The sequence below is a fragment of the Flavilitoribacter nigricans DSM 23189 = NBRC 102662 genome, assembly GCF_002646595.1.
Classification (GTDB): domain Bacteria; phylum Bacteroidota; class Bacteroidia; order Chitinophagales; family Saprospiraceae; genus Flavilitoribacter; species Flavilitoribacter nigricans.
This window is the reverse complement of sequence record NZ_PDUD01000028.1, coordinates 108,840-132,289: the sequence shown is the minus strand read 5'-3', so window position 1 is coordinate 132,289 and position 23,450 is coordinate 108,840. Positions and strand designations below refer to the sequence as shown.

22 protein-coding genes are annotated in these 23,450 nt (G+C 51.9%); 13 read left to right on the top strand and 9 right to left on the bottom strand.

From position 1 onward, the window contains the following. Positions 1–7: 7 nt before the first annotated feature. Positions 8–625: a precorrin-2 dehydrogenase/sirohydrochlorin ferrochelatase family protein gene (locus tag CRP01_RS24100; protein ID WP_099152674.1), complete on the bottom strand. Its 618-nt coding sequence runs from the start codon at positions 623–625 to the stop codon at positions 8–10. 439 nt (positions 626–1,064) lie between these two features. Between CRP01_RS24100 and CRP01_RS24095 the strand changes: the two genes are divergently transcribed. The 5 genes from CRP01_RS24095 to CRP01_RS24075 all read left to right on the top strand — a co-directional run bounded on the left by CRP01_RS24095 (position 1,065) and on the right by CRP01_RS24075 (position 6,595). Beyond that, positions 1,065–2,159 (top strand): 6-phosphofructokinase, encoded by a 1,095-nt coding sequence (locus tag CRP01_RS24095; RefSeq protein WP_099152673.1) that lies wholly within the window; start codon positions 1,065–1,067, stop codon positions 2,157–2,159. 64 nt (positions 2,160–2,223) lie between these two features. Next, positions 2,224–2,598, top strand: coding sequence for a VOC family protein (locus CRP01_RS24090; RefSeq protein WP_099152672.1), 375 nt, complete (start codon positions 2,224–2,226; stop codon positions 2,596–2,598). Positions 2,599–2,615: 17 nt separating this feature from the next. Next, positions 2,616–3,911 (top strand): serine hydrolase domain-containing protein, encoded by a 1,296-nt coding sequence (locus CRP01_RS24085; protein ID WP_099152671.1) that lies wholly within the window; start codon positions 2,616–2,618, stop codon positions 3,909–3,911. Positions 3,912–4,015: 104 nt separating this feature from the next. Beyond that, a complete protein-coding gene (locus tag CRP01_RS24080; RefSeq protein WP_099152670.1) occupies positions 4,016–4,780 on the top strand; it encodes an alpha/beta fold hydrolase in 765 nt (254 codons plus the stop codon). Between the two features lie 180 nt (positions 4,781–4,960). Further along, positions 4,961–6,595: a S41 family peptidase gene (locus CRP01_RS24075; protein WP_099152669.1), complete on the top strand. Its 1,635-nt coding sequence runs from the start codon at positions 4,961–4,963 to the stop codon at positions 6,593–6,595. Positions 6,596–6,702: 107 nt separating this feature from the next. On the opposite strand, the gene CRP01_RS24070 is transcribed toward CRP01_RS24075, so the two are convergent. Then, positions 6,703–7,449 carry a class I SAM-dependent methyltransferase gene (locus CRP01_RS24070; RefSeq protein ID WP_099152668.1) on the bottom strand — a complete coding sequence of 249 codons (747 nt, stop codon included), beginning with the start codon at positions 7,447–7,449 and terminating at the stop codon, positions 6,703–6,705. 232 nt (positions 7,450–7,681) lie between these two features. Continuing rightward, positions 7,682–9,148, bottom strand: coding sequence for a D-alanyl-D-alanine carboxypeptidase/D-alanyl-D-alanine endopeptidase (gene dacB, locus CRP01_RS24065; RefSeq protein ID WP_099152667.1), 1,467 nt, complete (start codon positions 9,146–9,148; stop codon positions 7,682–7,684). Positions 9,149–9,349: 201 nt separating this feature from the next. Between dacB and CRP01_RS24060 the strand changes: the two genes are divergently transcribed. From CRP01_RS24060 to CRP01_RS24035, 6 genes are all read left to right on the top strand, one after another. After that, complete coding sequence (locus CRP01_RS24060) at positions 9,350–9,922, top strand: hypothetical protein (RefSeq protein ID WP_099152666.1); 573 nt, start codon at positions 9,350–9,352, stop codon at positions 9,920–9,922. A gap of 100 nt (positions 9,923–10,022) precedes the next feature. Then, positions 10,023–10,352 (top strand): ArsR/SmtB family transcription factor, encoded by a 330-nt coding sequence (locus CRP01_RS24055; protein WP_099152665.1) that lies wholly within the window; start codon positions 10,023–10,025, stop codon positions 10,350–10,352. A 53-nt stretch (positions 10,353–10,405) separates the two neighbouring features. Next, complete coding sequence (locus tag CRP01_RS24050) at positions 10,406–10,939, top strand: ArsI/CadI family heavy metal resistance metalloenzyme (RefSeq protein WP_099152664.1); 534 nt, start codon at positions 10,406–10,408, stop codon at positions 10,937–10,939. Between the two features lie 27 nt (positions 10,940–10,966). Beyond that, complete coding sequence (locus tag CRP01_RS24045) at positions 10,967–11,596, top strand: low molecular weight phosphatase family protein (RefSeq protein WP_099152663.1); 630 nt, start codon at positions 10,967–10,969, stop codon at positions 11,594–11,596. Then, positions 11,596–12,252 (top strand): MIP family channel protein, encoded by a 657-nt coding sequence (locus CRP01_RS24040; RefSeq protein ID WP_099152662.1) that lies wholly within the window; start codon positions 11,596–11,598, stop codon positions 12,250–12,252. Before CRP01_RS24045 ends, CRP01_RS24040 begins: the two co-directional genes overlap by 1 nt. A 49-nt stretch (positions 12,253–12,301) precedes the next feature. Further along, positions 12,302–13,297, top strand: coding sequence for an NADP-dependent oxidoreductase (locus tag CRP01_RS24035; protein ID WP_099152661.1), 996 nt, complete (start codon positions 12,302–12,304; stop codon positions 13,295–13,297). 106 nt (positions 13,298–13,403) lie between these two features. On the opposite strand, the gene CRP01_RS24030 is transcribed toward CRP01_RS24035, so the two are convergent. From CRP01_RS24030 to CRP01_RS24015, 4 genes are all read right to left on the bottom strand, one after another. Further along, positions 13,404–13,778 carry an RNA recognition motif domain-containing protein gene (locus CRP01_RS24030; protein ID WP_099152660.1) on the bottom strand — a complete coding sequence of 125 codons (375 nt, stop codon included), beginning with the start codon at positions 13,776–13,778 and terminating at the stop codon, positions 13,404–13,406. A gap of 345 nt (positions 13,779–14,123) precedes the next feature. Continuing rightward, positions 14,124–14,960 carry a CvfB family protein gene (locus tag CRP01_RS24025; RefSeq protein WP_099152659.1) on the bottom strand — a complete coding sequence of 279 codons (837 nt, stop codon included), beginning with the start codon at positions 14,958–14,960 and terminating at the stop codon, positions 14,124–14,126. A gap of 69 nt (positions 14,961–15,029) precedes the next feature. Next, on the bottom strand, positions 15,030–16,487 hold the full coding sequence (locus CRP01_RS24020) for a PQQ-dependent sugar dehydrogenase (protein WP_099152658.1): 1,458 nt from the start codon (positions 16,485–16,487) through the stop codon (positions 15,030–15,032). A 282-nt stretch (positions 16,488–16,769) separates the two neighbouring features. Beyond that, a complete protein-coding gene (locus CRP01_RS24015) occupies positions 16,770–17,294 on the bottom strand; it encodes a hypothetical protein (protein WP_099152657.1) in 525 nt (174 codons plus the stop codon). 173 nt (positions 17,295–17,467) lie between these two features. On the opposite strand from CRP01_RS24015, the gene CRP01_RS24010 reads away from it, so the two are divergent. Beyond that, positions 17,468–19,396, top strand: coding sequence for a CBS domain-containing protein (locus tag CRP01_RS24010; RefSeq protein WP_099152656.1), 1,929 nt, complete (start codon positions 17,468–17,470; stop codon positions 19,394–19,396). A 72-nt stretch (positions 19,397–19,468) separates the two neighbouring features. Here the strand turns inward: CRP01_RS24010 and CRP01_RS24005 are convergent, their stop codons facing one another. Both CRP01_RS24005 and CRP01_RS24000 read right to left on the bottom strand, forming a co-directional pair. Further along, positions 19,469–20,716: a hypothetical protein gene (locus CRP01_RS24005; RefSeq protein WP_099152655.1), complete on the bottom strand. Its 1,248-nt coding sequence runs from the start codon at positions 20,714–20,716 to the stop codon at positions 19,469–19,471. A 290-nt stretch (positions 20,717–21,006) separates the two neighbouring features. Beyond that, positions 21,007–21,510, bottom strand: coding sequence for a DUF4112 domain-containing protein (locus CRP01_RS24000; RefSeq protein ID WP_099152654.1), 504 nt, complete (start codon positions 21,508–21,510; stop codon positions 21,007–21,009). 55 nt (positions 21,511–21,565) lie between these two features. On the opposite strand from CRP01_RS24000, the gene CRP01_RS23995 reads away from it, so the two are divergent. Beyond that, entirely contained in the window at positions 21,566–23,335 is a 1,770-nt protein-coding gene (locus CRP01_RS23995) for a T9SS type A sorting domain-containing protein (RefSeq protein WP_099152653.1), read from the top strand. The last annotated feature ends 115 nt before the right edge of the window (positions 23,336–23,450 follow it).

Here is a 23,450-nt window from a genome sequence, read left to right as displayed (position 1 = left end):
CCTTTCATTAATCCTTCCTTTCTTCTAACCAGGAACTCGTGATCTCGTTCAATTTCTGCACCTTATAATCAAAATCTCCGCCCAGTTTGTCGCGTACTTCCTTGAGATTGTCCAGCAGGGTCTGCATCGAATCCGAATCGGGCAGACTTTCCGTCAGGTATTCCCGCATACGTTTGGCCAGGGTAGGGGATTTGCCGTTGGTGGAGACCCCGATTTTCATATCTCCCTTTTTAACTACGGAGCAGAGGTAGAAATCACACAGGTCCGGGGTGTCGGCCACATTGGTCAGCAGGTGTCGTTTCCGGGTTTCCGTTTTGATGGTCGCGTGCAGCGGACGACTGTCCGTAGCGAGTATGACCACATCCTTACCGTCGAGATCGTCCATCTGAAATGGGCGGATGATGACTTCCAGGTTCGGGTGGTTTTTGGCGATCTCGAGGATCTCCGGCCGACGGATCTCCCCGGCAACCAGCGTTACCCGGGCTACCGGACTGCTTTTGAGTACGGCCTCCAGTTTTTCCAGGCCGACATTTCCGCCACCCACAATGAGCAGGTGAAGCTGATGTAATTTAAGGAACACGGGAAAAAGGGTATTCCCGGTATTATTGTCGTTAAAATCCGTCATAATTATTTTGGTCTTGTGTCTGCTGGTTATAAATCCGCTGCCTGCAAGGGCCAGATCGTCGGTGCTGATCGTGCGTGCGCAACTAGGGACTTATCATAAACAGACTAATTTGCATAAGTCGTGTCTTTTCTTTTATTTTCGGTCGATTTTACTGGTCGAGCCGGAGTTGCAATGCAAATTGGCAGCGGTTGTGGAGTTCTTGGCCGTGGGATGAACGATAGTGAAAATAAATATGGCTGCATTCTTTAGCGCTGGTCGTACCGTTTGCTACGTTTTTCCGCCGTTCTCAAGTGGTGCAACCTGTCGGATCATTCCAATTGAACATGCCCACCAAATAGTGCTTTTTTACGGGATAGAACGATCATGCCCAAACCCGTACGGTTTATAAAACCAAACACTCGAAAATTTATTTTTCACGATCTTAAATTGTTCCCAATTTATGAAAAAATTACTCATCAGTACCGGAGGCGGCGATTGCCCGGGACTCAATGCCGTGATCAGAGGTGTTGTTAAGGCTGCTAAAAAATCGAAGCAATGGGAAGTGTGGGGCAGTAAGGAAGCTCTGAACGGTATTATGAGCGATCCGCCGGAGCTGATCAAGCTTACGCCCAAGAAGACGGCGGGTATCCACGTGAAGGGAGGAACGATCCTGAAAACCACCAACCGGGGCAATCCCCTGGAATACCCGGTACTGCAAGATGACGGCACCTGGAAATATGTGAACATTTGCGGTGATGTCGTGAAGAAGATCAAGGATCTGGGTTTTGATGCGCTGGTCAATATCGGCGGAGACGGCAGCCAGAAGATCTCCATGGCGCTGAATAAGCTGGGACTTCCCGTAGTAGGCGTGCCGAAAACGATCGATAACGACTTGCTGGGGACGGACCTGACCTTCGGTTTCTCGACCGCAGTCCAGATCGCTACCGATAGTTTTGATAAACTGGTCACTACGGCGGAAAGCCACCACCGGGTGATGATCATGGAGGTGATGGGCCGGGATGCCGGCTGGATCGCCCTGCATACGGCCGTAGCCGGAGGGGCGGAGATCTGCCTGTTACCGGAGATCCCTTTCGACCTGAAAAAGATCCGTAAGCGAATTCAGAAGCGTTATACCAAAGGCCGGGGCTTTGTCAATATCGTAGTGGCGGAAGGCGCCAAACCCGTTGGTGGAGAAGCGATCGGACAAACTTCCGGTGATGTGGGAGACCGTCACTTTAAATTGGGCGGTGTAGCCAACTACCTCAAATTTAAACTGGAAGAAGCCGGTTGTAAACAGCAGATCCGGACCACCGTACTGGGGCACGTACAACGCGGGGGCACACCGGTGGCCTTTGACCGTATCCTGGCTACCGCAATGGGCGTAAAAGCCTTTGAACTGATCGACCAGGGTGGACACGGGCGCATGGTGTCGCTGCGCAACAATGAGATCGACAGTGTACCGCTGGAAGAGGCCGTCGGGGGCAATAAGTTCGTAGGCAAAGATCACTACCTGGTGCACGTTGCCCGCTCACTGGGGATCTCCTTCGGTGACTAAGCTCCCCGGAGCGGATAGGCCACCTGATCCGCCATCAAACGTATAAAACCAAAAACGATAAAAAATGGAAACACCAATGCTGGGTCTGCGCACGGTCATCTATAAGGTGCCGGATATGGAAGCAGCCAAAAGCTGGTACAATCAGGCTTTTCAGACGGTCCCTTATTTTGATCAGCCTTTTTACATCGGCTACAGTATCGGCGGTTACGAATTGGGCCTGCAACCCGAATCGGTACCTGCCGGAGCCAAAGGAGAAAATGTCTCTACTTACTGGGGCGTCAACGACGTAGAAACCGAATACCGGCGATTGCTGGCCCTGGGAGCAACCAGTTTTGAAAAACCGGAAAATGTGGGCGGTCCGATCGTGGTAGCCACGGTCCGGGATCCCTGGGGGAATCTCATCGGGTTGATCTACAATCCCGAATTTAAAGCATTGTAAAAACAAAACAAGACGTTATGAAAAACCACCTTCTACTGCTCTGCTTCCTGTTGATCGCATTTGGCGGGCTGTCGGCTCAGACCAAATCCGCGCAGAAATCTCCTCCTCTGACCGAGGCCACGCCCGTAAGCGTAGGGATGTCGGACGAACGCCTGGACCGCATTGACGCCATGTGCCGGGACGCAGTTGCCGAAGGGCAGGTACCGGGCATTGTAGCCCTGGTGGCCCGAAAGGGCAAGATCGTTTTTCACGAGGCTTACGGTATGGCCGATAACCAGTCCGGTAAAGAGATGAAGAAGGACGCTATTTTTCGCATTGCTTCCCAGTCTAAAGCCATTACCTCCACCGCGGTGATGATGCTTTGGGAAGAAGGGAAATTTCAGCTGGACGATCCGATCTCCAAGTATATCCCCGAATTTAAGGATGCCCAGGTACTGACCGGCTTCCGCTATCAGGATACTACCTTCAACAGCGAACCGGCCCGGCGGCCGATCACGATCCGCCACCTGCTGACCCATACTTCCGGACTGGGCTACGGCGTGATCGACGGCGATGAGCGCTTCCGCATGTTGTACGATAAAGCGGGCATTACGGACCTGTTCACCACCGAAGCGATCAGCATTGAAGAGAGTGTGAAAAAACTGGCTAAACTGCCCCTGCACCACCACCCGGGCGAAGCTTACGTATACAGCGAAGGGCTGGACGTGCTGGGCTATTTTATCGAGATCATGTCCGGTATGCCCTTTGATGAATTCCTGCGCACCCGCCTGTTCGAACCGCTGGGAATGAATGATACCTGGTTCTACCTGCCTTCCGGCAAATCCGACCGACTGGTGGCCGTACAGCAAAAGGACGGCGACCAGTGGGAACCTTATCCGGTCACCTTCTACGATCCGGATTATCCGATCAAGGGAGCCAAACGATTCTTCTCCGGGGGCGCCGGCCTTTCCAGTACGGCAAAAGATTACGCTACTTTCCTGCAGATGTACCTCAACGACGGGGAACTGAACGGGGTGCGCATCCTCAGCCGCACGACCGTACAATCCATCATGGGCAACCAGACCGGAGACCTCTTCGGTGGCGGTAGCCGGTATTACGGTCTGGCCTTCGGCGTACTTACCCAGGAAGGACAGGACCGGGGAGGTAGTGGCAGTGTCGGTACCTTTGACTGGGGCGGTTATTTCAATACCCAGTACTTCGCTGACCCCCAGGAGGATATTATCGGGATCATTATGAAACAGACCCGCGGTCCGGTGAGCGATCAAACCGGATGGAAGTTTCGATTGTTAGTTGGCCAGGCAGTGGACAATTGATCCGCTGTCGGATAGAAGGAAGTTGGGATGCCGGGTAATCTCCATCATCTCAACTTCCACGATCCCAAGCTCGAAACTTATCAACATACAAACTTTCCAACTTCATGGACCTCAATTTCAAATCCTTCGGTCAGGGAGATCCGGTCATCATCCTGCACGGTTTATTCGGTAATTTGGACAACTGGCAGACATTTGCCAAGCAACTTTCCGAGCATTTCCTGGTCTATATAGTGGATCTGCGCAACCACGGTCGCTCACCGCATGCGGAGGAAATGAACTACCGGGCTGCCGCCGAGGATCTGCGTGAGTTTATGGAATCCCAGTGGATCTACGAGGCCAGTATCATCGGGCATTCCATGGGCGGAAAGACGGCGATGCAGTTTGCATTCGACTATCCGGATATGCTCAACCGGCTGACGGTGGTCGATATCGCACCTAAAGCCTACCGGGGAGGGCACGAAACGATCTTCCAGGCAATGCTGGATCTGGAACCGACACAACTGGAAAGTCGCACGGAAGCAGAAGAAAAGCTGGCCCGGACAATTACTGACCCGTCCATACGTTTATTCTTATTAAAGAACCTAAGCAGAAATAAGGACGGAGGCTACGATTGGAAGATGAACTTACCGGTTTTACACCGGGATTACCCTCACATCCTTTCCGCGGTCAAGGGAGAGCCTTTCACGGGGCCCAGCCTTTTCATTCGTGGGGAGCGGTCGGATTACATTCAGGATGCCGACTGGCCATTGATCCAAACCTTATTCCCTCAGGCAGAACTGGCCACCGTACCCGGGGCCGGGCATTGGGTGCACGCTGAAGCCCCCAAGGTTTTGCTGGAGGAAGTAAGTCGTTTTTTGAGTGCTTCTTAGTCGGGGCGGGGATTTATCAGAACAAAAATCCTTTTTACCCGTATACAATTCTGAGCTTTTTTGAAGCAAAGATCGTAACTTGCATGTACCAACCAATGCTTAGGTCCTTTATAGAGGTTGCCTGCCTTGAATTCCCCCTAAGTTGAATCATTATTAAAATTTAATCAAATCGGAAGCAGCATGAAGCGTTTTTGGAAAATAGGAGGCTTGGTAGTATTGTTATTGGGCGGATTAGCGAATACCGTATATACGCCTACCAACCGCCAGTTTGATATTCTGAAAAACATCGAAATATTTACGGCACTCTACAAGGAGGTCAATACTTATTACGTGGATGACCTGGATCCCGGTAAACTCATGCGCACGGGGATCGATGCCATGATGGAATCGCTGGATCCTTTCACCAATTATATATCGGAGTCGGATATTGAAGGATACCGCTTTCTCACGGAAGGCCGGTACCACGGTATCGGTGCGGTGAGTGAAAAAATGGGCGAATACGTAACGATCACCGAACTCTACCAGGATCAGCCGGCGGACAAAGCGGGCCTGAAAGTTGGGGATAAGATCGTGGAGATCGACGGCAAAAGCGCTTTCGGTCGCACAACGGATCAGGTAAATGAGATCCTGCGCGGCTATCCGGGATCGTCGGTAGAACTGACCATCGACCGGCCGGGAGAAAAAAATAAAGTAAAAGTCCGCCTGGTACGCGGCGAAGTGAGCGTACCGAACGTACCCTACTCCGGTATGGTAAGTAACGATATCGGTTATATCGCGCTGACCACCTTTACCCGTCAGGCGGGGCAGAACGTGGGGAATGCACTGAAAGAACTGAAGAGTGAAAACCCCGCTTTGAAAGGGGTGATCTTCGACCTGCGCGGCAACGGTGGTGGTCTGCTTTCCGAAGCGGTCAACGTATCCAACGTTTTCATTCCGCGCAACGAACTGGTGGCTTCCACTAAGGGGAAAGTAAAAGACTGGGACCGCAGCTTCAAGACCCTCAACGAGGCGGTTGATCTGGATATTCCGCTGGTGGTACTGATCAATAAAAATTCCGCTTCCGCATCGGAGATCGTGAGTGGGGTAATGCAAGATTACGACCGCGGCGTACTGCTGGGGCAACGCTCCTACGGTAAGGGCCTGGTGCAGAATACCCGCGACCTCGGATACAATGCCAAAGTGAAGATGACCACGGCCAAATATTACATCCCGAGCCAGCGCTGCATCCAGAGCGTAGAATACGAAGATGGAGAACCGGTACACATTCCGGATGATAAACGCGCGGTATTCAAGACCCGCAACGGACGGAAAGTACTGGACGGCGGCGGCATTTCTCCGGATGTTTACATCAAAAAACCGACGGAGGAAGGCATCCTGAAAAGCCTGATGGAAGATCACCTGATCTTCGACTATGTGTCTCAGTTCTGTGCGGAAAACCCCGAAGTAGCGCCGGTGGAAGAATTCCACTTCCAGGATTTTTCCGGATTCCTGTCTTTCCTTAAAGAGCGGAACTTTGAGTACGAATCCGAAACCGAGATCATGCTGCAGAAACTGCTGGTGAAAAGTACCACGGAAGGCATCAATCTGGAAACCAATATCCAGGCGATCCAGCAAAAGATCGAAAATGCCAAGCAGGATGAGCTACAGGCGCATAAGGATGAGATCATCGACCTGATCGAAAAGGAGATCGCCAGTCGTTATTTCTACCAGCGCGGGAAAGTGCAGATGGGATTGCGAAACGATGAAGAGATCCAGGAAGCGATCACCATTATCAACACGCCGGCTCGTTATAAGGAGATCCTGAGCATGCAATAGTCCTTTCGAAAAGAACCACCCGGTGAACCGAAATGGTTGCCGGATTGCGGGATGCAAACCGATGATAATACGGATTGCATCCCGCAATTATTTTAGGGCTATGGGAATTACTGAGCCGCTCCTTTTTCGGCGATCACAACGTACTGGAAGTCCAGAGAAGTATCGTTAACTTTTATGTTGGTATAGCCCGACTGGTAAAGTTCCTCTTCGATCTGGAAACCGGGAATGCGGATCTGGTTGGGCGGACCAACCGGGGTGCGTTTTTTCTTGAAGTCAATAATGATCACCTGACCACCCGGAGCGATCCCCTCGCTCAGTTTTTTCAGATAGGCGATCCGGTTGGGGATGTAGATGATGGTGTTGACAATGAGCACCACATTTGCCTCTCCCGCTTTGAGGTTGGCTACATCCGGTTCGGTGAGGCGCGGCTCCAGGCGATCCTGGATGTTTTCCGGCAACTCCATCTGGCGGATGCTGTCGAGGTTTTCGATCGTTTGCGGATCGATATCTATGGCGATCACTTTTTTGGCCTTACGCGCCAGGCGGGTCGAAAAGAAACCGGAACCGGCACCGATGTCCGCTACGGTTTTGTTGTCGAGATTTCCCATCAGATCGAGCACCAGATCGGGTTTTTGCCAGATCACGCGATTCTCATTGATGTAGTCTTCGCGCAGACCTTCCGTGGTGCGTAACGACTGGGTATCGGGATCGTTACTGAGATTACCGTTCCTGTCGGATGCCGGTGAGCCATTACTCGTACCATCCAGACAGGCCGAAAGCAGCAGCATGGAGGAAAGAACAATGCAGTTGGTAAGGGTAGTAAAAAGTCTCATATAGGGCAAATGTGTGGCCATAAAGTTACAGTTTAGGCCCTAAACGGGCAAGGAGCTTAACTTGCCCTTAATTTTTGGTTAAAGAAATAATAAATTTTGATCACCTATCGTCCTGTGCTTCCGCTCCGGTCCCCTCAATGTGGACCACGATGAAAGAGATCAGGCAAGCAAAGTATCAGGGTAGGCAGCCTCTAAAACTCCGGATATCCGATAACCGACGCCCGGTCATTTTATCGGAGGAAGGTAATACCATCTAATTGCTTTCCCAGATCTTCAGGATCAGATTTTCCATTTTCTTACGCATAACTCCGCCGCTTCCCGTAAAATTGTTGGTAATGATACAAAAAGCGAGCTGGCGGCCGGATCTGGCCGTAATATAGCCTGCTAACGAGCGAACCCGATTTAAAGTTCCGGTTTTGGCCCGTACTTTTCCGGCGGCCCCCGTACCCCTCAGCGCGTAGCGCATGCCACCGCTCTGACCGGCGATCGGCAGCGAGTTGTACATCGGTTTATAGATGCGTTCATCCCGGGCGATCTTGGTGAGCAGGCGCGCAAAGAATAGACTGGTAGCGGCATTGGTGCGGGCCAGTCCGCTGCCGTCCTGAAAGAAACATCCGTCCGCGGGCAGGCCGCGATCCTTCCAGAACGCTTCCGCCGCTTCGATGCCCCCGTCGGGGCTACCTTCATCGCCCCGTTCCTGACCGATCGCCCGGATCAGGGCTTCGCAGTAGAGGTTGACGCTTTTCATATTTGCCCGCTGCACAATTTCCGACAATGCAGGAGAAAAGTGCGTGTACAACAGTTGCCGGTCGTTTCCGTGGGATTCCGCCGGCGGCAGGTCCCAGTAGTTGAGGGCCTTATCACTGGAAATGATGCCCACGCTCTGTAGTTGTTGCTGGAGGTGCTGGGCGGCAAAAAGCGGCGGATCGGGTATAGAACCCTTGATCGAAAAGATCCGGCTGCCTACGGGAATGGTACCGCGTACAGTGCGGTCATAGGTACGTGGCGCACCGTAGATGTAGGCATTATCGCCGGTATTGGCGCCCGCCGAGCTCAGTTCATTGCGAAACTCCAGACCGGGAATGGCCGGTTCTACTTCAACGATCGGCGGGGTATCCCCCAGGCGGGATCTCTGCTGAAAACGGAGGTAGTACAGGTTCTCGTGGATATTCAGCCCCCAGGCTCCGGCGCCGTAGTAATTGCCGAGATCTACCCAGGGCCAGCCCCGGCCGTTCACTTCGGTGCCCAGCCAGGTCGGGTCTCCGACCACCCGGCCTTCGATCCGGCGGATGCCTTTTTGCTGAACGGATATTCTCATCTTTTCCATCACCTCCGGCAGGTCAGCTGCCTCTTCCATCTGGTCCGACCCCAGTGTGGGATCTCCGTATCCCCTGATGTATATATTTCCCTGCAGAACGCCATCCGGTCCCAGTTTGCCGCCGTACTGCAATTCCGTTTTAAAGGTAAAGTCGGCTCCAAGCAGTCCGATGGCCGAAGCGGTAGTGAAAACCTTTTGGATAGAGGCGGGGATCAGGCTCTTTTCTGCGTCATAGGAAGCGACGACCCGTCCGGTCTGCACGTCGATCACGGCTACGCCCAGTTGTCCGTACTGCAGTGCGGCTTCTTTGGCAAGCTGATCAACGGCGTTCTGGGTGGGGTTCTGCGACCAGAGTCCGTAGGTGAGGAGGCAGCAAACTAATAGTAAAAAACGGTGTTTCATCAGTGAAAAATAATTTTATAGGATCGGATAACTAATTTAAACTTACTTATGAACAATAAGGAGGGCCGCTCCTAAGTTCGGTGTTTTGAATAAAATATGAACCTCACCTTACTGAAAAGACCACAAGGCACCATTCCCCTTTCTTTTATCAATTTCTCTATTTTTGCACCCGAATAGGATGATACCCAAAAATTACACGCTATGATAAAACATTGCTTCTGGCTGGTTTTACTTTTGCTTTCGGTTGATCTTTCAGCCCAGTGTGAAATAGCTTTCGATGAGATCGATGAATTTGACAGTCTGCGAACCGTCGCTTCCAGTAGCGTCGCTTTCGGCTATATGGTTCCCAGTCTTTACGAAACGGTCAGCGGGCCACGCCTGATCGAAGAAGGTAAAGCGATCGTGATGTACAGCGAAAACGATACGATCAACAGCTTCTTTTTAACGCTGGCAATTCCGGAATACACCTTCCAACCCATCGAAGCGGGCTTCAATGTGCGTATGAAACTGTCCGACGGGGAGGTGATCTCCTTTTACAATGTTCCGGATCGGGGCACTTTTGATGATACCACGAATATGCGACTTTATCAGCATACCATCATCGTTCCGCTCGATATGTTTTACCGATTAACTTTCAGTACGATCGAAGCCATTCGGATCGAGTACAAGAAGTTAAAGCGAACCTTCAAGCTCAATGAAGAACAACAGGACGCTATCCGCGACGCTATGCAGTGCGTAGGCCGACAGGTCGAGCTGTACCCGGTAAAACCGTAGATCAAGACTCCACCTAATCGATAGGTCCGGCAAAAAATCTTTTTCCCATACTTGTACATTTGATCCTTTAATTGTAATATTGCGATAAATAAATAAAGACATGGGGGCCACTAAATCGGATCTCTTTACGGAAAAACAAAACCAGCTGGCCGACATTGCCAAAGTACTGGGGCATCCGGCGCGTATTGCCATCGTGCAGTACTTGTTGGAAGTGAATGCCTGTATTGGTGGGGAGATCGTTGACCATATTCCCCTGGCCCAGCCCACCATTTCCCGACACCTGAAAGAATTGAAGTCCGTAGGTTTGATCAAAGGGACCATTGAAGGTACCAGTATCAGTTACTGTATCGACGGAGAGCGCTGGAAAGAGATCCAGAGTCTTTTCAATGGCCTGTTTGATGCTTACCAGTTGGGGGATACCTGTTGTTGATTTTTTTATACCACATCATGCATTTATTGCAATAAAACAATTAAGCTGATCTTATGAGTAGTTTTCCACGTATGCACGTTTCCCTTTACGTCAGTAATCTGGCGGAGACCGTTGATTTCTACAACACTTTTTTCGGGCAGCGCCCCGAAAAGATCCGGAAGGGTTATACGAAATATCTGCTGGAAAAGCCGGCACTGATCATTTCCTTCATTGAGAATCCGGAACGGGTACGATCGGGATTCGGCCATCTGGGCTTTCAGGTGGAAACTAAGGAGGAAATGGAATCACGGCTTGCAGTAGCCCGCCGGGAAGGTATCGTTTCCCGGGAAGAAATCGGAACGGCCTGTTGCTTCGCCATCCAGGATAAATTCTGGGTGAACGATCCCGACGGTCACCAATGGGAGGTCTACTTTTTCCACGAGGACGCCGAATTCAATGACCCGCGTTACGATACTACCGAAGCACAGGCCTGCTGCACGGCACCCGCAGAAACCGAAGCGGCAGTCCAGTTCGAAACCATAAGTCTGCCGATCGTGGAGGGAAGCACGGCGGAAAATGCCTGTACGCCCGGTTCCGGATGCTGCTAATTCCACACCGCCTTTAAACAGCGATACATGTTATATCCAGCAATCGAAAAAATTATCCGGGAGTTACTGCGGGAAGCCGATCGGATACCGGAACCGAGGAAACTGGAGTTGCAGCAACTGGCCGATTATATCGGACAGCGACTGGAGCAAGATCTCCCGGTACAACTGAATTTTATTTGCACCCACAATTCCCGGAGGAGCCATCTGGGTCAGATCTGGGCGGCGGTGGCGGCCACTTATTTCGCCCTGCCCGGTATAAAGACCTTTTCGGGTGGTACGGAGGCAACCGCTTTTAATCCCAGGGCGGTAGCGGCTCTGGAGCGGATCGGATTCCGGATCCAACCTGCCGGCGGTGAAAATCCCCGGTATGAGATCCGGTACTCGGATACGGCTACGCCCCTGACGGCCTGGTCGAAGACCTACAACGATCCATCCAATCCGGCACGGGAATTTGCCGCCATTATGACCTGCTCGGATGCAGATGAAAATTGTCCGTTCATCCCCGGTGCCGAGCTCCGCCTTCCGCTTACCTACCGGGATCCAAAAGAGGCCGACGGTACTCCGCAGGAAGGGCAACGGTACGATGAAAGAGCCCGGCAGATCGGACGGGAATTACTCTGGGCAATGCAGTTGGTTGCTCAAAACCGGCAAGTGTAATGAGTAAAGCGCTGCTGGGTAAGCTGTTGGCCGAAGGTATCGGAACTTTCGCCCTGGTATTCTGTGGTACCGGAGCCATTGTGATCGATCATTTACAGAACGGAGTGATCACGCATCTTGGGATTGCCCTAACTTTCGGCCTGATCGTGACGGCCATGATCTACGCTACCGGAGAGAAATCCGGCGCCCATCTGAATCCCGCGGTGAGCCTGGCGTTCTGGGCGGCGGGGAAATTTCCGGGAAGGGAGGTATTCCCCTACGCACTGGCCCAGATCCTGGGAGGAACGCTGGCCAGTCTGCTGCTTCGGTTGCTGTTCCCGGAAACGCCCACACTGGGCGAGACCCTGCCGGCGGGCGGTGTAGGTCAATCTTTCGTCCTGGAAGTTGTGCTCGCCTTTTTTCTTATGTTCGTCATTATCCAGGTGGCCACGGGGTCCAAGGAAGTAGGGATCATGGCGGGCCTGGCAATCGGGCTGACGGTATTACTGGAAGCGCTTTTTGCGGGCCCGGTAACCGGAGCGTCGATGAATCCGGCCCGTTCTCTGGCGCCGGCCCTGGTAATGGGCAATTTTAAACATCTCTGGATCTATCTGCTGGCTCCGGTCACCGGAGCACTGCTGGGCATTCTGGCCTGGCGGGGCATTCAATCGACATAAACGTTGCGGTCTGCAGTAGTTTGCTTATTTTACTGCAAAACTTAGAACAATGGCTAATCAACAGATTCGACTGGCAAAACGACCGGAGGGCCTTCCCAATGCGGCCACCTGGAGACTGGAAGAACATCCCGTTCCTCATCCCGCCGAAGGGCAGATACTGGTAAGACAGCAATACATTTCCCTGGATCCCGCCATGCGGGGATGGCTCCGGGATCAAAAATCCTATATTCCACCCGTAGCCATCGATGATGTGATGCGCGCCGGAGGGGTGGGCGAAGTAGTGACCTCCCATCATCCCGATTTCAAGGAAGGAGATTTTGTAACGGGTTGGGGAGGCGTGCAGCAATACGTGATCTCCGACGGCAAGGGGTGGCACAAAGTTGATCCCCGGTTGGCGCCTTTACCGGTTTACCTGGGTACGCTGGGGATGCCCGGCCTGACCGCCTATTTTGGGTTGCTTAGGATCGGAGCGCTTCAGGAGGGAGAAACGGTGGTGGTTTCCGGCGGTGCCGGCGCAGTGGGAAGTGTTGTCGGGCAGATCGCGAAGATCAAGAACTGTCATGTAGTCGGGATCGCGGGCGGCCCCCGCAAATGCGCCTATATCCAGGAAGAGCTGGGATTTGATGCTGCCATCGATTATAAAAACGAAAATATTTACAAGCGGTTAAAAGAGACCTGCCCGGAAGGCATCGATGTGTATTTTGACAATGTAGGAGGCGATATCCTCGATACGGCACTTACTCAATTGCGCCGCGGGGCACGTATCCCGATCTGTGGGGCTATTTCGCAATACAATGCAACCGGTAAAATACAGGGCCCATCCAATTATATGTCCCTGCTGGTCAACCGCGCCCGGATGGAAGGTTTTGTGGTTATGGATTTTGCCCGGGAATACGCCGATGCGCTCACCGAAATGGGCGGCTGGCTGGCGAGCGGTCACCTGAAAACCCAGGAGGATATTTACGAAGGGATTGAAAACTTTAACGAGACGCTGCTGCGGCTGTTTAGCGGTGACAAATTCGGGAAGCTGGTTTTGAAAATTTAAATCGGCTCGTTGTTGCAACAAAGTAAAAAGGCTTATCCGAAGATACTCCGGATAAGCCTTTGTAATGCCCCCTAAGGAGCTTTATTTCTTGGAAACTACTGTGTGATTAGTAGCGATTGCCACCACCGTAGCCACCGCCGCCGCCATAGCCGCCACCGCCACCATAGCCGCCGCGACCACCGCCGCCGCCGCCATAGCCGCCGCGACCACGTCCGCCGCCGCCGCCACCGCCACGATTTTCTCTTGGCTCAGCTTTTTTCACCACAATAGTTCTACCGTCTAATTCAGAATCGTTAAGGTCTGCGATAGCCGCACGAGCTTCGTCGTCGTTAGGCATTTCAACAAAACCAAAGCCTTTGGATCTTCCGGAGAATTTGTCCATGATGATTTTAACTGAATCTACTGCTCCGAATTCTTCGAAAGCATCGCGCAGGTCGTCTTCCTGCGTATCGTAGTTCAGTTTTGCTACAAAAATGTTCATTACTGAAAAATTAAGAAGTTAATAAGTCGAGAAATTAGTGTGTAGCGTACAATTTCCACTTCAACAGGGAGACGTTTACAGACGAAGACAATGAAAGAAGAAAATAACGAGGTTAAGCCGGGAGAAAATATACTTGCAGGAAAGAAAGTAGAGATTACCAGGTTTACTCGGACTTTTTACCGATCAAGGTCAAAATCTATTGCTAACAATAATTGCTCAAAATTCAATGCGTAGTACGCAATTTAAAATTGCTCAAAAACCATTGTTGAGCTAATACTACAACGCAAAGGTAAGAACTTTATTTGAACCGTGCATGATTTTCTTTTGCTTCCACCTTCATAACCCTCACTTATTCAGAAATATACCACCCGGTTCAAGCCGGATCAGGCGTTGTTTGTAAAGCACACCAACGGCTTTTTTGAAGGTCTTCTTACTCATTGCCAGTTTTCGCTTTATGGATTCCGGATCGCTTTTATCGGTCAGGTCCAGAAAACCACCCTGATTTTCCAGATAGGTGAGGATCTTCTGGGCGTTGGGTTCTACTTTGGCAAAGCCCGGAGCGCTTAGCCGGATATCGAGTTTGCCGTCCTCGCGGATCTGGTGGACAAAGCCCCGGATGCGAAAACCGGACCGCACCGGACGAAAGATCTCGTTGTGGTAGATCAGTCCGCGGTACTTATTATTTACCACCACATTAAAACCGAGATCGGTTTCTTTACCCACCAGAAGTTCCACTTCATCACCGGTCTGGACGTCCAGGTGCTGGTGCTCAAAAAAACGGTTGATCTTGCTGGAGGCGACCAGCCGGTTGGTGAGTTCGTCGAGATAAACGAAAACCAGGTACCAATTGTCCTTTTGCATCTTGCGCCGCTGCTCGGAGAAAGGCACCAGCAGGTCCTTACCCCGCAGGCCCCAATCCAGGAACGCACCGACGGCACTGACTTCCACGACCTGCATATAGGCGAATTCATCGCGGATGGCCTTGGGTTGGAGGGTAGTGGCGATAAGCCGGTCTTCGGAGTCGGTATAAATGAATACCTCGATCGGGTCCTCTTCCGAAAAATCTTCCGGCACCTCTGAGTTGGGCAGAAGCACCTCTTTTCCTTCTTCGTCCTGCAGATAGATCCCATGACGGGTAGAACGGGAAAAATTCAATTTATTGAAGCGTCCAACTTGCATCATACATATTAGTTTAGTCACCGGTCGCCGGAGGCCAGGCTCCTACTAGAAAACCCAGCCTCCGCCAACGGTTTAGCTGTTCAGCGGAACAACCCGGAAGATAAAGCCCGGATTTTCCACAGATACATAAATGTAGCCATCGGGGCCCATTTCCACGGCACGAACGCGGCCGATATTTTTGAAAAGCTTTTCTTCGCCAACGATCTTGTTGTCCTCCATGATACACCGGTTCAGGTATTTGAAGCGCAGGGAACCTACGAGCAGATCTCCTTTCCAGGCCGGATAGCGATCGCCCGTCACGAAAGTACTGCCGCAGGGAGCAATGGAGGGCACCCAGTACAGGTCGGGTTGTTCCATACCGGCCTGCTCCGTTTTGCTGGTAAAGGTGGTGCCATTGTAATTGATACCGTAGGAAATAACCGGCCAGCCGTAATTTTTACCTTTTTCGATCATGTTGACCTCGTCACCGCCCCGGGGGCCGTGCTCATGATCCCACATAACACCGGTTTCCGGATGGCGGGACAGCCCCTGCGGATTCCGGTGTCCGTAAGAATAGATGGAAGCGATAGCGCCGGACTGGCCGACGAAGGGGTTATCCTCCGGAATGCGCCCGTCGTCATGAATACGGTGGATCTTTCCGCAGTGATTATCCAGGTTTTGCGGATTTTGGTCGCGGTTGCCCCGGTCGCCCACCGAAAGGAAGAGATAACCTTCCGGATCGAATTCCAGCCGGGAGCCGTAGTGGTGGCGGGTTTTGGAATAGGGTAGCGCTTCGAAGATCACTTCCTGCTCACTCAGGGCATTGCCGTTCAGTTTGGCCCGCATCACGGCCGTGGTGCCCAGGGTTTCGCCTCCTTCCTCCTTAGATTTGGAGTAGGAGAGGTAGATCCAGTTATTATTTGCAAAGTCAGGGTGCAATTCTACATCCAGCAAGCCTCCCTGGCCCATGGCGAGCACTTCGGGGACGCCGGAAATTTGCTGAGGCTCGCCCGATCCGGAATAGCGGTAGAGTTCGCCTCCTTTCTCGGTGAAGAGCATATCTCCGCCCGGCAGGAAAGTCATGCCCCAGGGGCTTTTGAGATCGCTGGCAAAGGTATCCAGCCGTACGCTCATCGCTTCGGTAACCAGATCACCGACAGGTTTTTCTTCCTCCTCGAATTCGTATTGGTCCACATTGGCAATACCGGTCTGAATGTAGGCAACCAGTTCGTGGATCTCTTCGTCGGTAAAAGTGGTGTCGTAAGAAGGCATACCGTCTTCGGTGTATCCTTCCTTGATGGCTTTGAACAGATCGCCATCCGATTTGCCGTATTTCCATTTGCGATCAACAAACGCCTGCATCTGCTCGCCGTGGCAGCCGGCGCAAAAATCGGCATAGCTGGCTTTGGCCGCGGAGAAATCGTGAGCCGGCATCGTGTCTCCCTGGTCAGCGAGGTCATCTGCGGACATATTTTTGGAGTTGGAGCAGGCAAAGATCAGGGATAAAACTGTCAGCCCGAGCAACAGTGTTTTCGGTAGGCTTATTTTCATGCTGTTGGATTTTTCATTTTTTTGGAATAGTAGATAGTACGTTTGGTTAACGCGAAACGATTTTGGTCCCGTCGCAACCGCGAAATTTTACGAAAAAGGACGGTGGTAACCGGCCGGGTCATTACAAACCCGCAAAATGCAATTTTTTAACCAGCAAACCCCGACTTGGTTCAATTTTGATCTGAATGTATGTATTTCAGCAGTGGTGTGAAAAGGATGACCGAAGCGCGCTTGCCATTTTAGTGCAATATCCATTATCCGGCAGGCGGATGGTAAAGCTACCTAGCGGACCGCTTCAAACGCCATTTCCAAACGGCAATCTATCGTGAACGGGGAGATCTCGCTCAGGAAAAAGACGATCTCCAGGCGATAGTTCTGTCCGGATAGCAATTCTTTCACATTACGGAGGGTGGGTAACAGGTTCAATCGGCTCAGCCGCCGGTTGCGGAGGTCATCCAGGTAAAAAACTTCATCAAATGCCGTACATTCCATGCCAACGGGGCAGGCCCGGACCGATACCTCTTGCAAAAAATCAAAATCGACATTATTATTGTTGGTAATGGTTGCGAAATAGGGATTGATGGCGGCGATCGCACTGGTATCGGTGCTAAATTGCTGCAAATAATTATCAATATCGGTCGCTACCACGGGAAAGGCGAAAACCCGGGCCTGGAATTGGCTCAAACCGGCGGGAAACTGAAATTCAAAGTTGGGATAGTTAATTTCGAATAACCGTTCGCGGCGATCTTTCTTGCAGGCTACACTTAAAATAAGAAATACGATACTTATACTCAAAAGCTTTCTCATGTTGCTCGTTTTAATAGCTGATGGTGAATTTCGGAGCGGATCTATTTCCCAATGATCCGGATTCACAATACCACAACGCCGGAATGCGAAAATAATGTATAAGCCAATATGTTTGAGCCTTGATTATATTTCAGGTTGAATGATTACCTTTATCCAAACACACTTTAAAAATTATGGGTGAACAAAAAGTAAATATTGCTACCGATCAGGAGGAACTGCGGAAATTCACCCGGAGTTTATTGCGTGACGTGCAGGCTCTGCAGTACATGCTGGACAACGACTGGTTCGAAAAAGATACGATCCGGATCGGGGCCGAACAGGAGATGTGTCTGGTCAACCGACGCACCCTCAAACCCGCCAACCTGGCTATGCCGGTACTGGAAAAGATGGCTGATCACAACTGGCTGACCACCGAACTCGCCCAGTTCAACCTGGAGACCAACCTGATGCCCCAGGAGTTTAGCGGAAATTGTTTCAGTGTGCTGGAGAAAGAAGTGCGGGAAAACCTGAAGAAGATCCAGAAGACCCTCAATAAAATGGACGGAGATCTGGTGCTGACCGGAATTTTACCCACCCTGCGCAAATTCGATCTGGATTCCCAGAACCTGACCCCGAAGCCCCGTTATCGCGCCCTCATCGATGCCATTCACAGCCAGTTGATCGGCACCGCTTTTGAACTGCGACTAATGGGGATCGACGAGATCCTCGTAAAACACGATACGCCTCTACTGGAGGCCTGCAATACCAGTTTTCAGATCCACCTGCAGGTGTCGCCGGATCAGTTTGTGCAGATGTATAACATTGCCCAAACGTTGACGGCACCGATCATGTCCATCGCGGCCAATTCACCCATCGTGTTCGGCAAACGCCTGTGGCACGAAACCCGGATCGCCCTCTTTCAGCAGGCACTGGACGTACGGACCACCCACGAGCACATGCGTGAGCGCAGCCCGCGGGTAAGTTTCGGTTCGGGCTGGCTGGAAAACTCCATCATGGAGATCTACAAAGAAGATATCGCTCGGTTCCGGGTATTGCTCAATTCCGAAGTATCGGAAGATTCCATTGAAACCATCAAGGAAGGGAAAGTGCCGAAACTGCGGGCGCTACAGGTGCACAACAGCACGGTGTACCGCTGGAACCGCCCCTGCTACGGCATCAGTGATAACGGCAAGCCCCACCTGCGGATCGAGAACCGCGTGGTGCCCGCCGGCCCAACCGTGGTGGACGAAGTGGCCAACGCGGCATTCTGGATCGGAGCCATGACCGGCATGGCTATGAAATACCCGGACATCCGCGAAGTGATCTCCTGGGAAGACGTGCGGGATAATTTCGCCAAAGCGGCCCGCTACGGGATCGACACCACCTTTACCTGGATGAAGGATAAGAAGATCTCCGCCTGTGATCTGGTACTGGAAGAACTACTGCCCCTGGCCAGAAAGGGCCTCACCAGCCGTAAGGTCAAAAAAGCAGATATCGATAAATACCTGGGCATCATTGAAGAGCGGGCCAAACGGCATATGAACGGCGCCCGCTGGCAACTCCGCGCCTTTTCCAAACTGAAAAAGGAAGTAGGCCGCGATGAAGCCCTCACCATCCTCACCGCCTGCATGATGAAGAATCAGCGGGAAGGGACGCCGGTACACGAATGGGAACTCCCGACAACGGCTGATCTGGAAGAGTACCGCCCGGTCCGGCTGAAGGTGGAAGAATTCATGGAAACGGACCTGTTTACGGTCCAGAAGGACGATATCATCGAATTGGTAGCGGAGCTCATGGAATGGAGAAAAGTGCGCTACATGCCCGTTGAGGACAGCAAGGGCAAACTCAGCGGACTGATCACTTCGCGCATTCTCATGCGTTACTTTACGGAGCGCAACCGCTTCAACGGAAAAGAGGCGGTACTGGTCAAAGACATCATGCGCCACGATCCCATCACCATCGCCCCCGAAGCCACCATCGTGGAGGCCATGCATCTGATGCGGGATAAAAAGCTGGGCTGTCTGCCCGTCGTAAAGGACGGTGAATTGATCGGCCTGATCACGGAAATGGATTTTCTCCGGGTGTCCGGCCGCCTGATCGAAAGGCTGGAAAAAGAGCATTGAGCCACGCTGGCATCGCTCCTTTCGATCAGAGGTCAGTCCGGTAAATATCGACTGACCTCTGATCGAAGGCTATTACAGTCTGGTATTGACTACATTGTTGTAAAGATCTCCAAAGGTATAGCTGAGTCCGAACCGCAGGTTGGTCTCGAAATTGGTGGCCAACTGGCGCTGACCCAGCAGGATCTCCTCGATGGAAGCCTCACCCTTGGGCAGAGAGATCTGGTCGTTGATCACTTCAAATCCTCCACTCAGATTGACGGAAAATCCTTTGATGACGCGCACGGAGAGGCGGCTGTCAAAGGTCATCCGGTTTTTACTCCAGTCGTTCAGGAAGTTGGATCCGCGCAGGGAGGTATTGACATAACCCCAGGGCTGACGTAGCCGCAGGTTGACGTTCAATACCTGGCTCAGTACTTCTTCCGCCAACTTGAAATAGATCGTTTCTTCGTAGTATTTCTGACTCAGCCAGCCTACCCGGTAGGCGATCGTGAATTCCTTGAAAGGGACTTCGGAATACGGGAAAATATTGTATTCCAGAGCCGGAGCGATCCAGTTGGCGAGTTTGATATTGCTGTAAGTGGAATTATTCAGACTGTGGAAAAAGCCATAAGACCAGTGATCGTTGATACTTTTTACCACCGAGCTGGTCATGTAACTCCTTCTGCGGATAGAGATGATATCCTCGCCGTTGTTCTGCACTTTTTGCTGCCGGTACGAATAGTAGGGGCGCATACGGATCCGCATTTCCGGAGTAACGTAGTCGGCGTCGAGCGCGTAGCTGGTATTGATCACACTCTGGCTGCTTTCGTTGTTCCAGGCGGCATTGGCGGAGAGTTCGAAGATCCAGTTATCCAGTGGCCCGCTGACGGGTTCCGGTCTTTTGGCGACGGGAGCGTCGGATTTGATCTTCAGTTCGATCTGGTCACCCATCGGGGTGTGGGCCAGAAAGGCCACCAGTCCCATTTCGATGGTGCGTTTTAATGCCTGATTGATTTCTACGGAAGTGGCGGTCGGATCCGTTTCCAGGTCCATGTTCAGGTTATTGCCGTCCATTTTCCCTTTACCGATGAAGTTGATCTTATAAAGTGTACCACCGGAGTTGAGGCCCTGGTTGGCGATGAAGATGTGCACCTGGGCAACGAAGGGATCAACGGCGTGGTTAACGTAGTTGATCTCCTGCTTCAGGTAAGACATATCGCAGGCGCTGCAATCTACAAATACATTCAGCCGGTCAATATCTTCCGACATCTGGGCCTGAGCGGGAACGATGAATAGGAAAGACAAAAAAAATAGGAACAAGGATCGGGACTGCCAATTCATAAGAAAAAACTTTCGTTTGTGCAAACGTTTGCACAGGTTAACAAAACAATACGAAACAAAAAATGATTTTTCTGTTCCGTATAGGTTTTAAATAATTGGTTATTTGATTAGCGACCGAGTAAATCGCAAATTGGTGGCAGGGAAATTTTATTTGGCAGATACTTGATGCACTAATATAACTGTACTTCCCGAGATGTTGTTGCGTTCTCGTTTACTTTTTTTGAAAAAATATGAAAATAATTAAATATGAGGTGAAAGCTCAATAATTTTGAAACCTTTCGAGTGATTTTTTAAGAAAATATAAGTCCCCAAGTCCAGGATAAAAGTTGCCAGGCGAGCCAGGCTACCAATCCAAATACCAACAGGATAAAGATGCCGATACCGATCACTACCGGCCAGGCGCTTCCCTGGTGTCTTCCTTCCCCGTAATGCTCCCGCATCAGTTGGAGGTTGCGGATGTTGGCTTTGTAAAAAAGGTCGAACAGGTCGCCGAGAATGGGGACGGTTCCCACCAGCGCGTCCAGCGCTACGTTGCCCAGCATGCGGGCCACCAGTACACCACTCGCTCCGTTGCGGGCCATCGTGGCCACCATGAGCCCGGAAAAGATCAGACTGATCAGGTCACCGGCGTAGGGGAACAATCCCAGAAGAAAATCGAGGCCGAAGCGTACATTGGTGCCGGGTATCCGGAATCGGGTATCCAGCAGGCGTCCAAAACCATCCACCCAGGCCAGTTGCGCCACATCGCGCTGTTTTTCATTGAGTACCGGAGCGTTGGTGTTTAATTTGGGCATGCTTAAGTTTTTGGTGAAAGTTTATTAATTTTCTAGCTTTTAAACCACATTCCCTATGCGTAAGTTCTCTGTATTTTTCCTCGCCCTTTTCTTCACTTTTACCCTTTCCGCCCAATGGCAGCGGGCTTTCCTGGCAGCAGACGGCCAGATCGGAGTCCGGCCGGTGCCGGCGCCCGTAGAAGCGGGAGCACGGAGCGATGAGGACGGCTTCGCCCAAATATCCGGTTTCCCCCAGGGCGTTCCGGCGAATCCGGTCTTCAAAAATTTGCGCAATCTCACGCTGGCCGATCTGGACGACGACGGTGCCGAAGAGATCCTGATCGGGATCGATGATGAATTCTACGTTTTCAAGAACGATCAGCTCTTGTGGCAGCGCCACCTGGAAGGCATAGCGGTCTACCCGCCTTCGGTAGCAGATGTGGACGATGACGGATCGCCGGAGATCGTACAGATCACCGGGGGTACCGGCAGCACGGCGGCCTATATGTTTGAAGCCGACGGTAGCGATGCGCCCAACTGGCCGCTGGATTTCAACGACAACTGGCTCCTTACCAGTCCGACCCTGGTGGATGTGGATGGCGACCGCATCATGGAGATCATCATTCTGGAACGGATAGCGCCGAACGGCAATATCCATCTTCTGCGGGTGGATGGGACCTCCTACAGTCCGAACTGGCCGGTGGCGGTGGAAGCAACTCCCGCCGTAACGCCGTCGGCAGGGGATGTGGATGATGACGGAGCCATGGAGATCGTGATGAATACCACCGAAGCCCGGTACGTCCTGAACCTGGACGGACAGTTCGAGGACGGATTCCCGGTAGTGACCCATCCCCGGCAACGCTACAGTTACCAGTCGCCCATCCTGGCGGATCTGGATGATGACGGCGACCTGGAGATCATCGGGGCTACCCACAGCGATAACCAGATCAATCTGCCGGAATTTTACGTCATGCAGCACGACGGTTCGGATTATCCCGGCTGGCCGATGCCGGTGCCGGGGCAGGCCTGGACCTTTAATACGCCCACTGTGGCGGAGATCGACGGAAGCTACCGGATCTTTATGAGCCGCCCGATCGACTCCAATGAGGCGGATATGCTTTATTGCTGGGATAAGGACGGGAACTTATTTCCCGGATTTCCTATTGTAAAACCCGGCGGACTGGAGGGGATCATTTCCCTGGCTGATGTGGACGGAGACGGCGAACAGGAGATCGTATTCGGTACCAATCTGATCGATCCGGACGGGATGGGGCGCATCCATGCCTACGAGCTGGACGGTACCGGCGAAGTGGCGGGTTTCCCGATCCACACCTACGGCTGGACCTTCCTCAACGGTGCTGCTTTCGGAGATGTGGACGGCAATGATACCCTGGATCTGGTTGCCCTTTCCTACACCCAGACCTTTAACCAGGGCATCGATTCGACCTTCATAAACGTTTACAATCTCGGTGTGCCCTATACGGAATCAAGTGTGCTGTGGGGAACTTACAAAGGCAGTAATACCCGCCAGGGGCTGGTTGGGGAAGCGATAGTACTGGCGGCTCCGGTACTGGAAGTAGAGGCACTGAATCTGCAATTATTCCCTAATCCGACTTCTGCCTTTAGTCGGCTGAGCCTGGAATTGCCGGCAGCAGGAAAGGTACAGCTTGAACTTTTGAGCGTGGAAGGAAAACACCTTCGATCCGTTTATCAGGGGCAACGGCCGGCCGGACCCTGGCAGGTGGATCTCGACCTTTCCGCCTATCCGGCGGGGATGTACTTTGCGCGACTGCAGATTGACGGTAAAAGTGCATTGATCCGGATCAGTAAGGTGACGCGAAAGTAATTCGCCGGAGCTTGCGAATAATTTTTAATATCTATGCCTGATAATTATTTTTAACAGATCATAATTTTTTATACCACCCGCCCTCCCGGGTAACACTTTAAAACGCAATTCAATT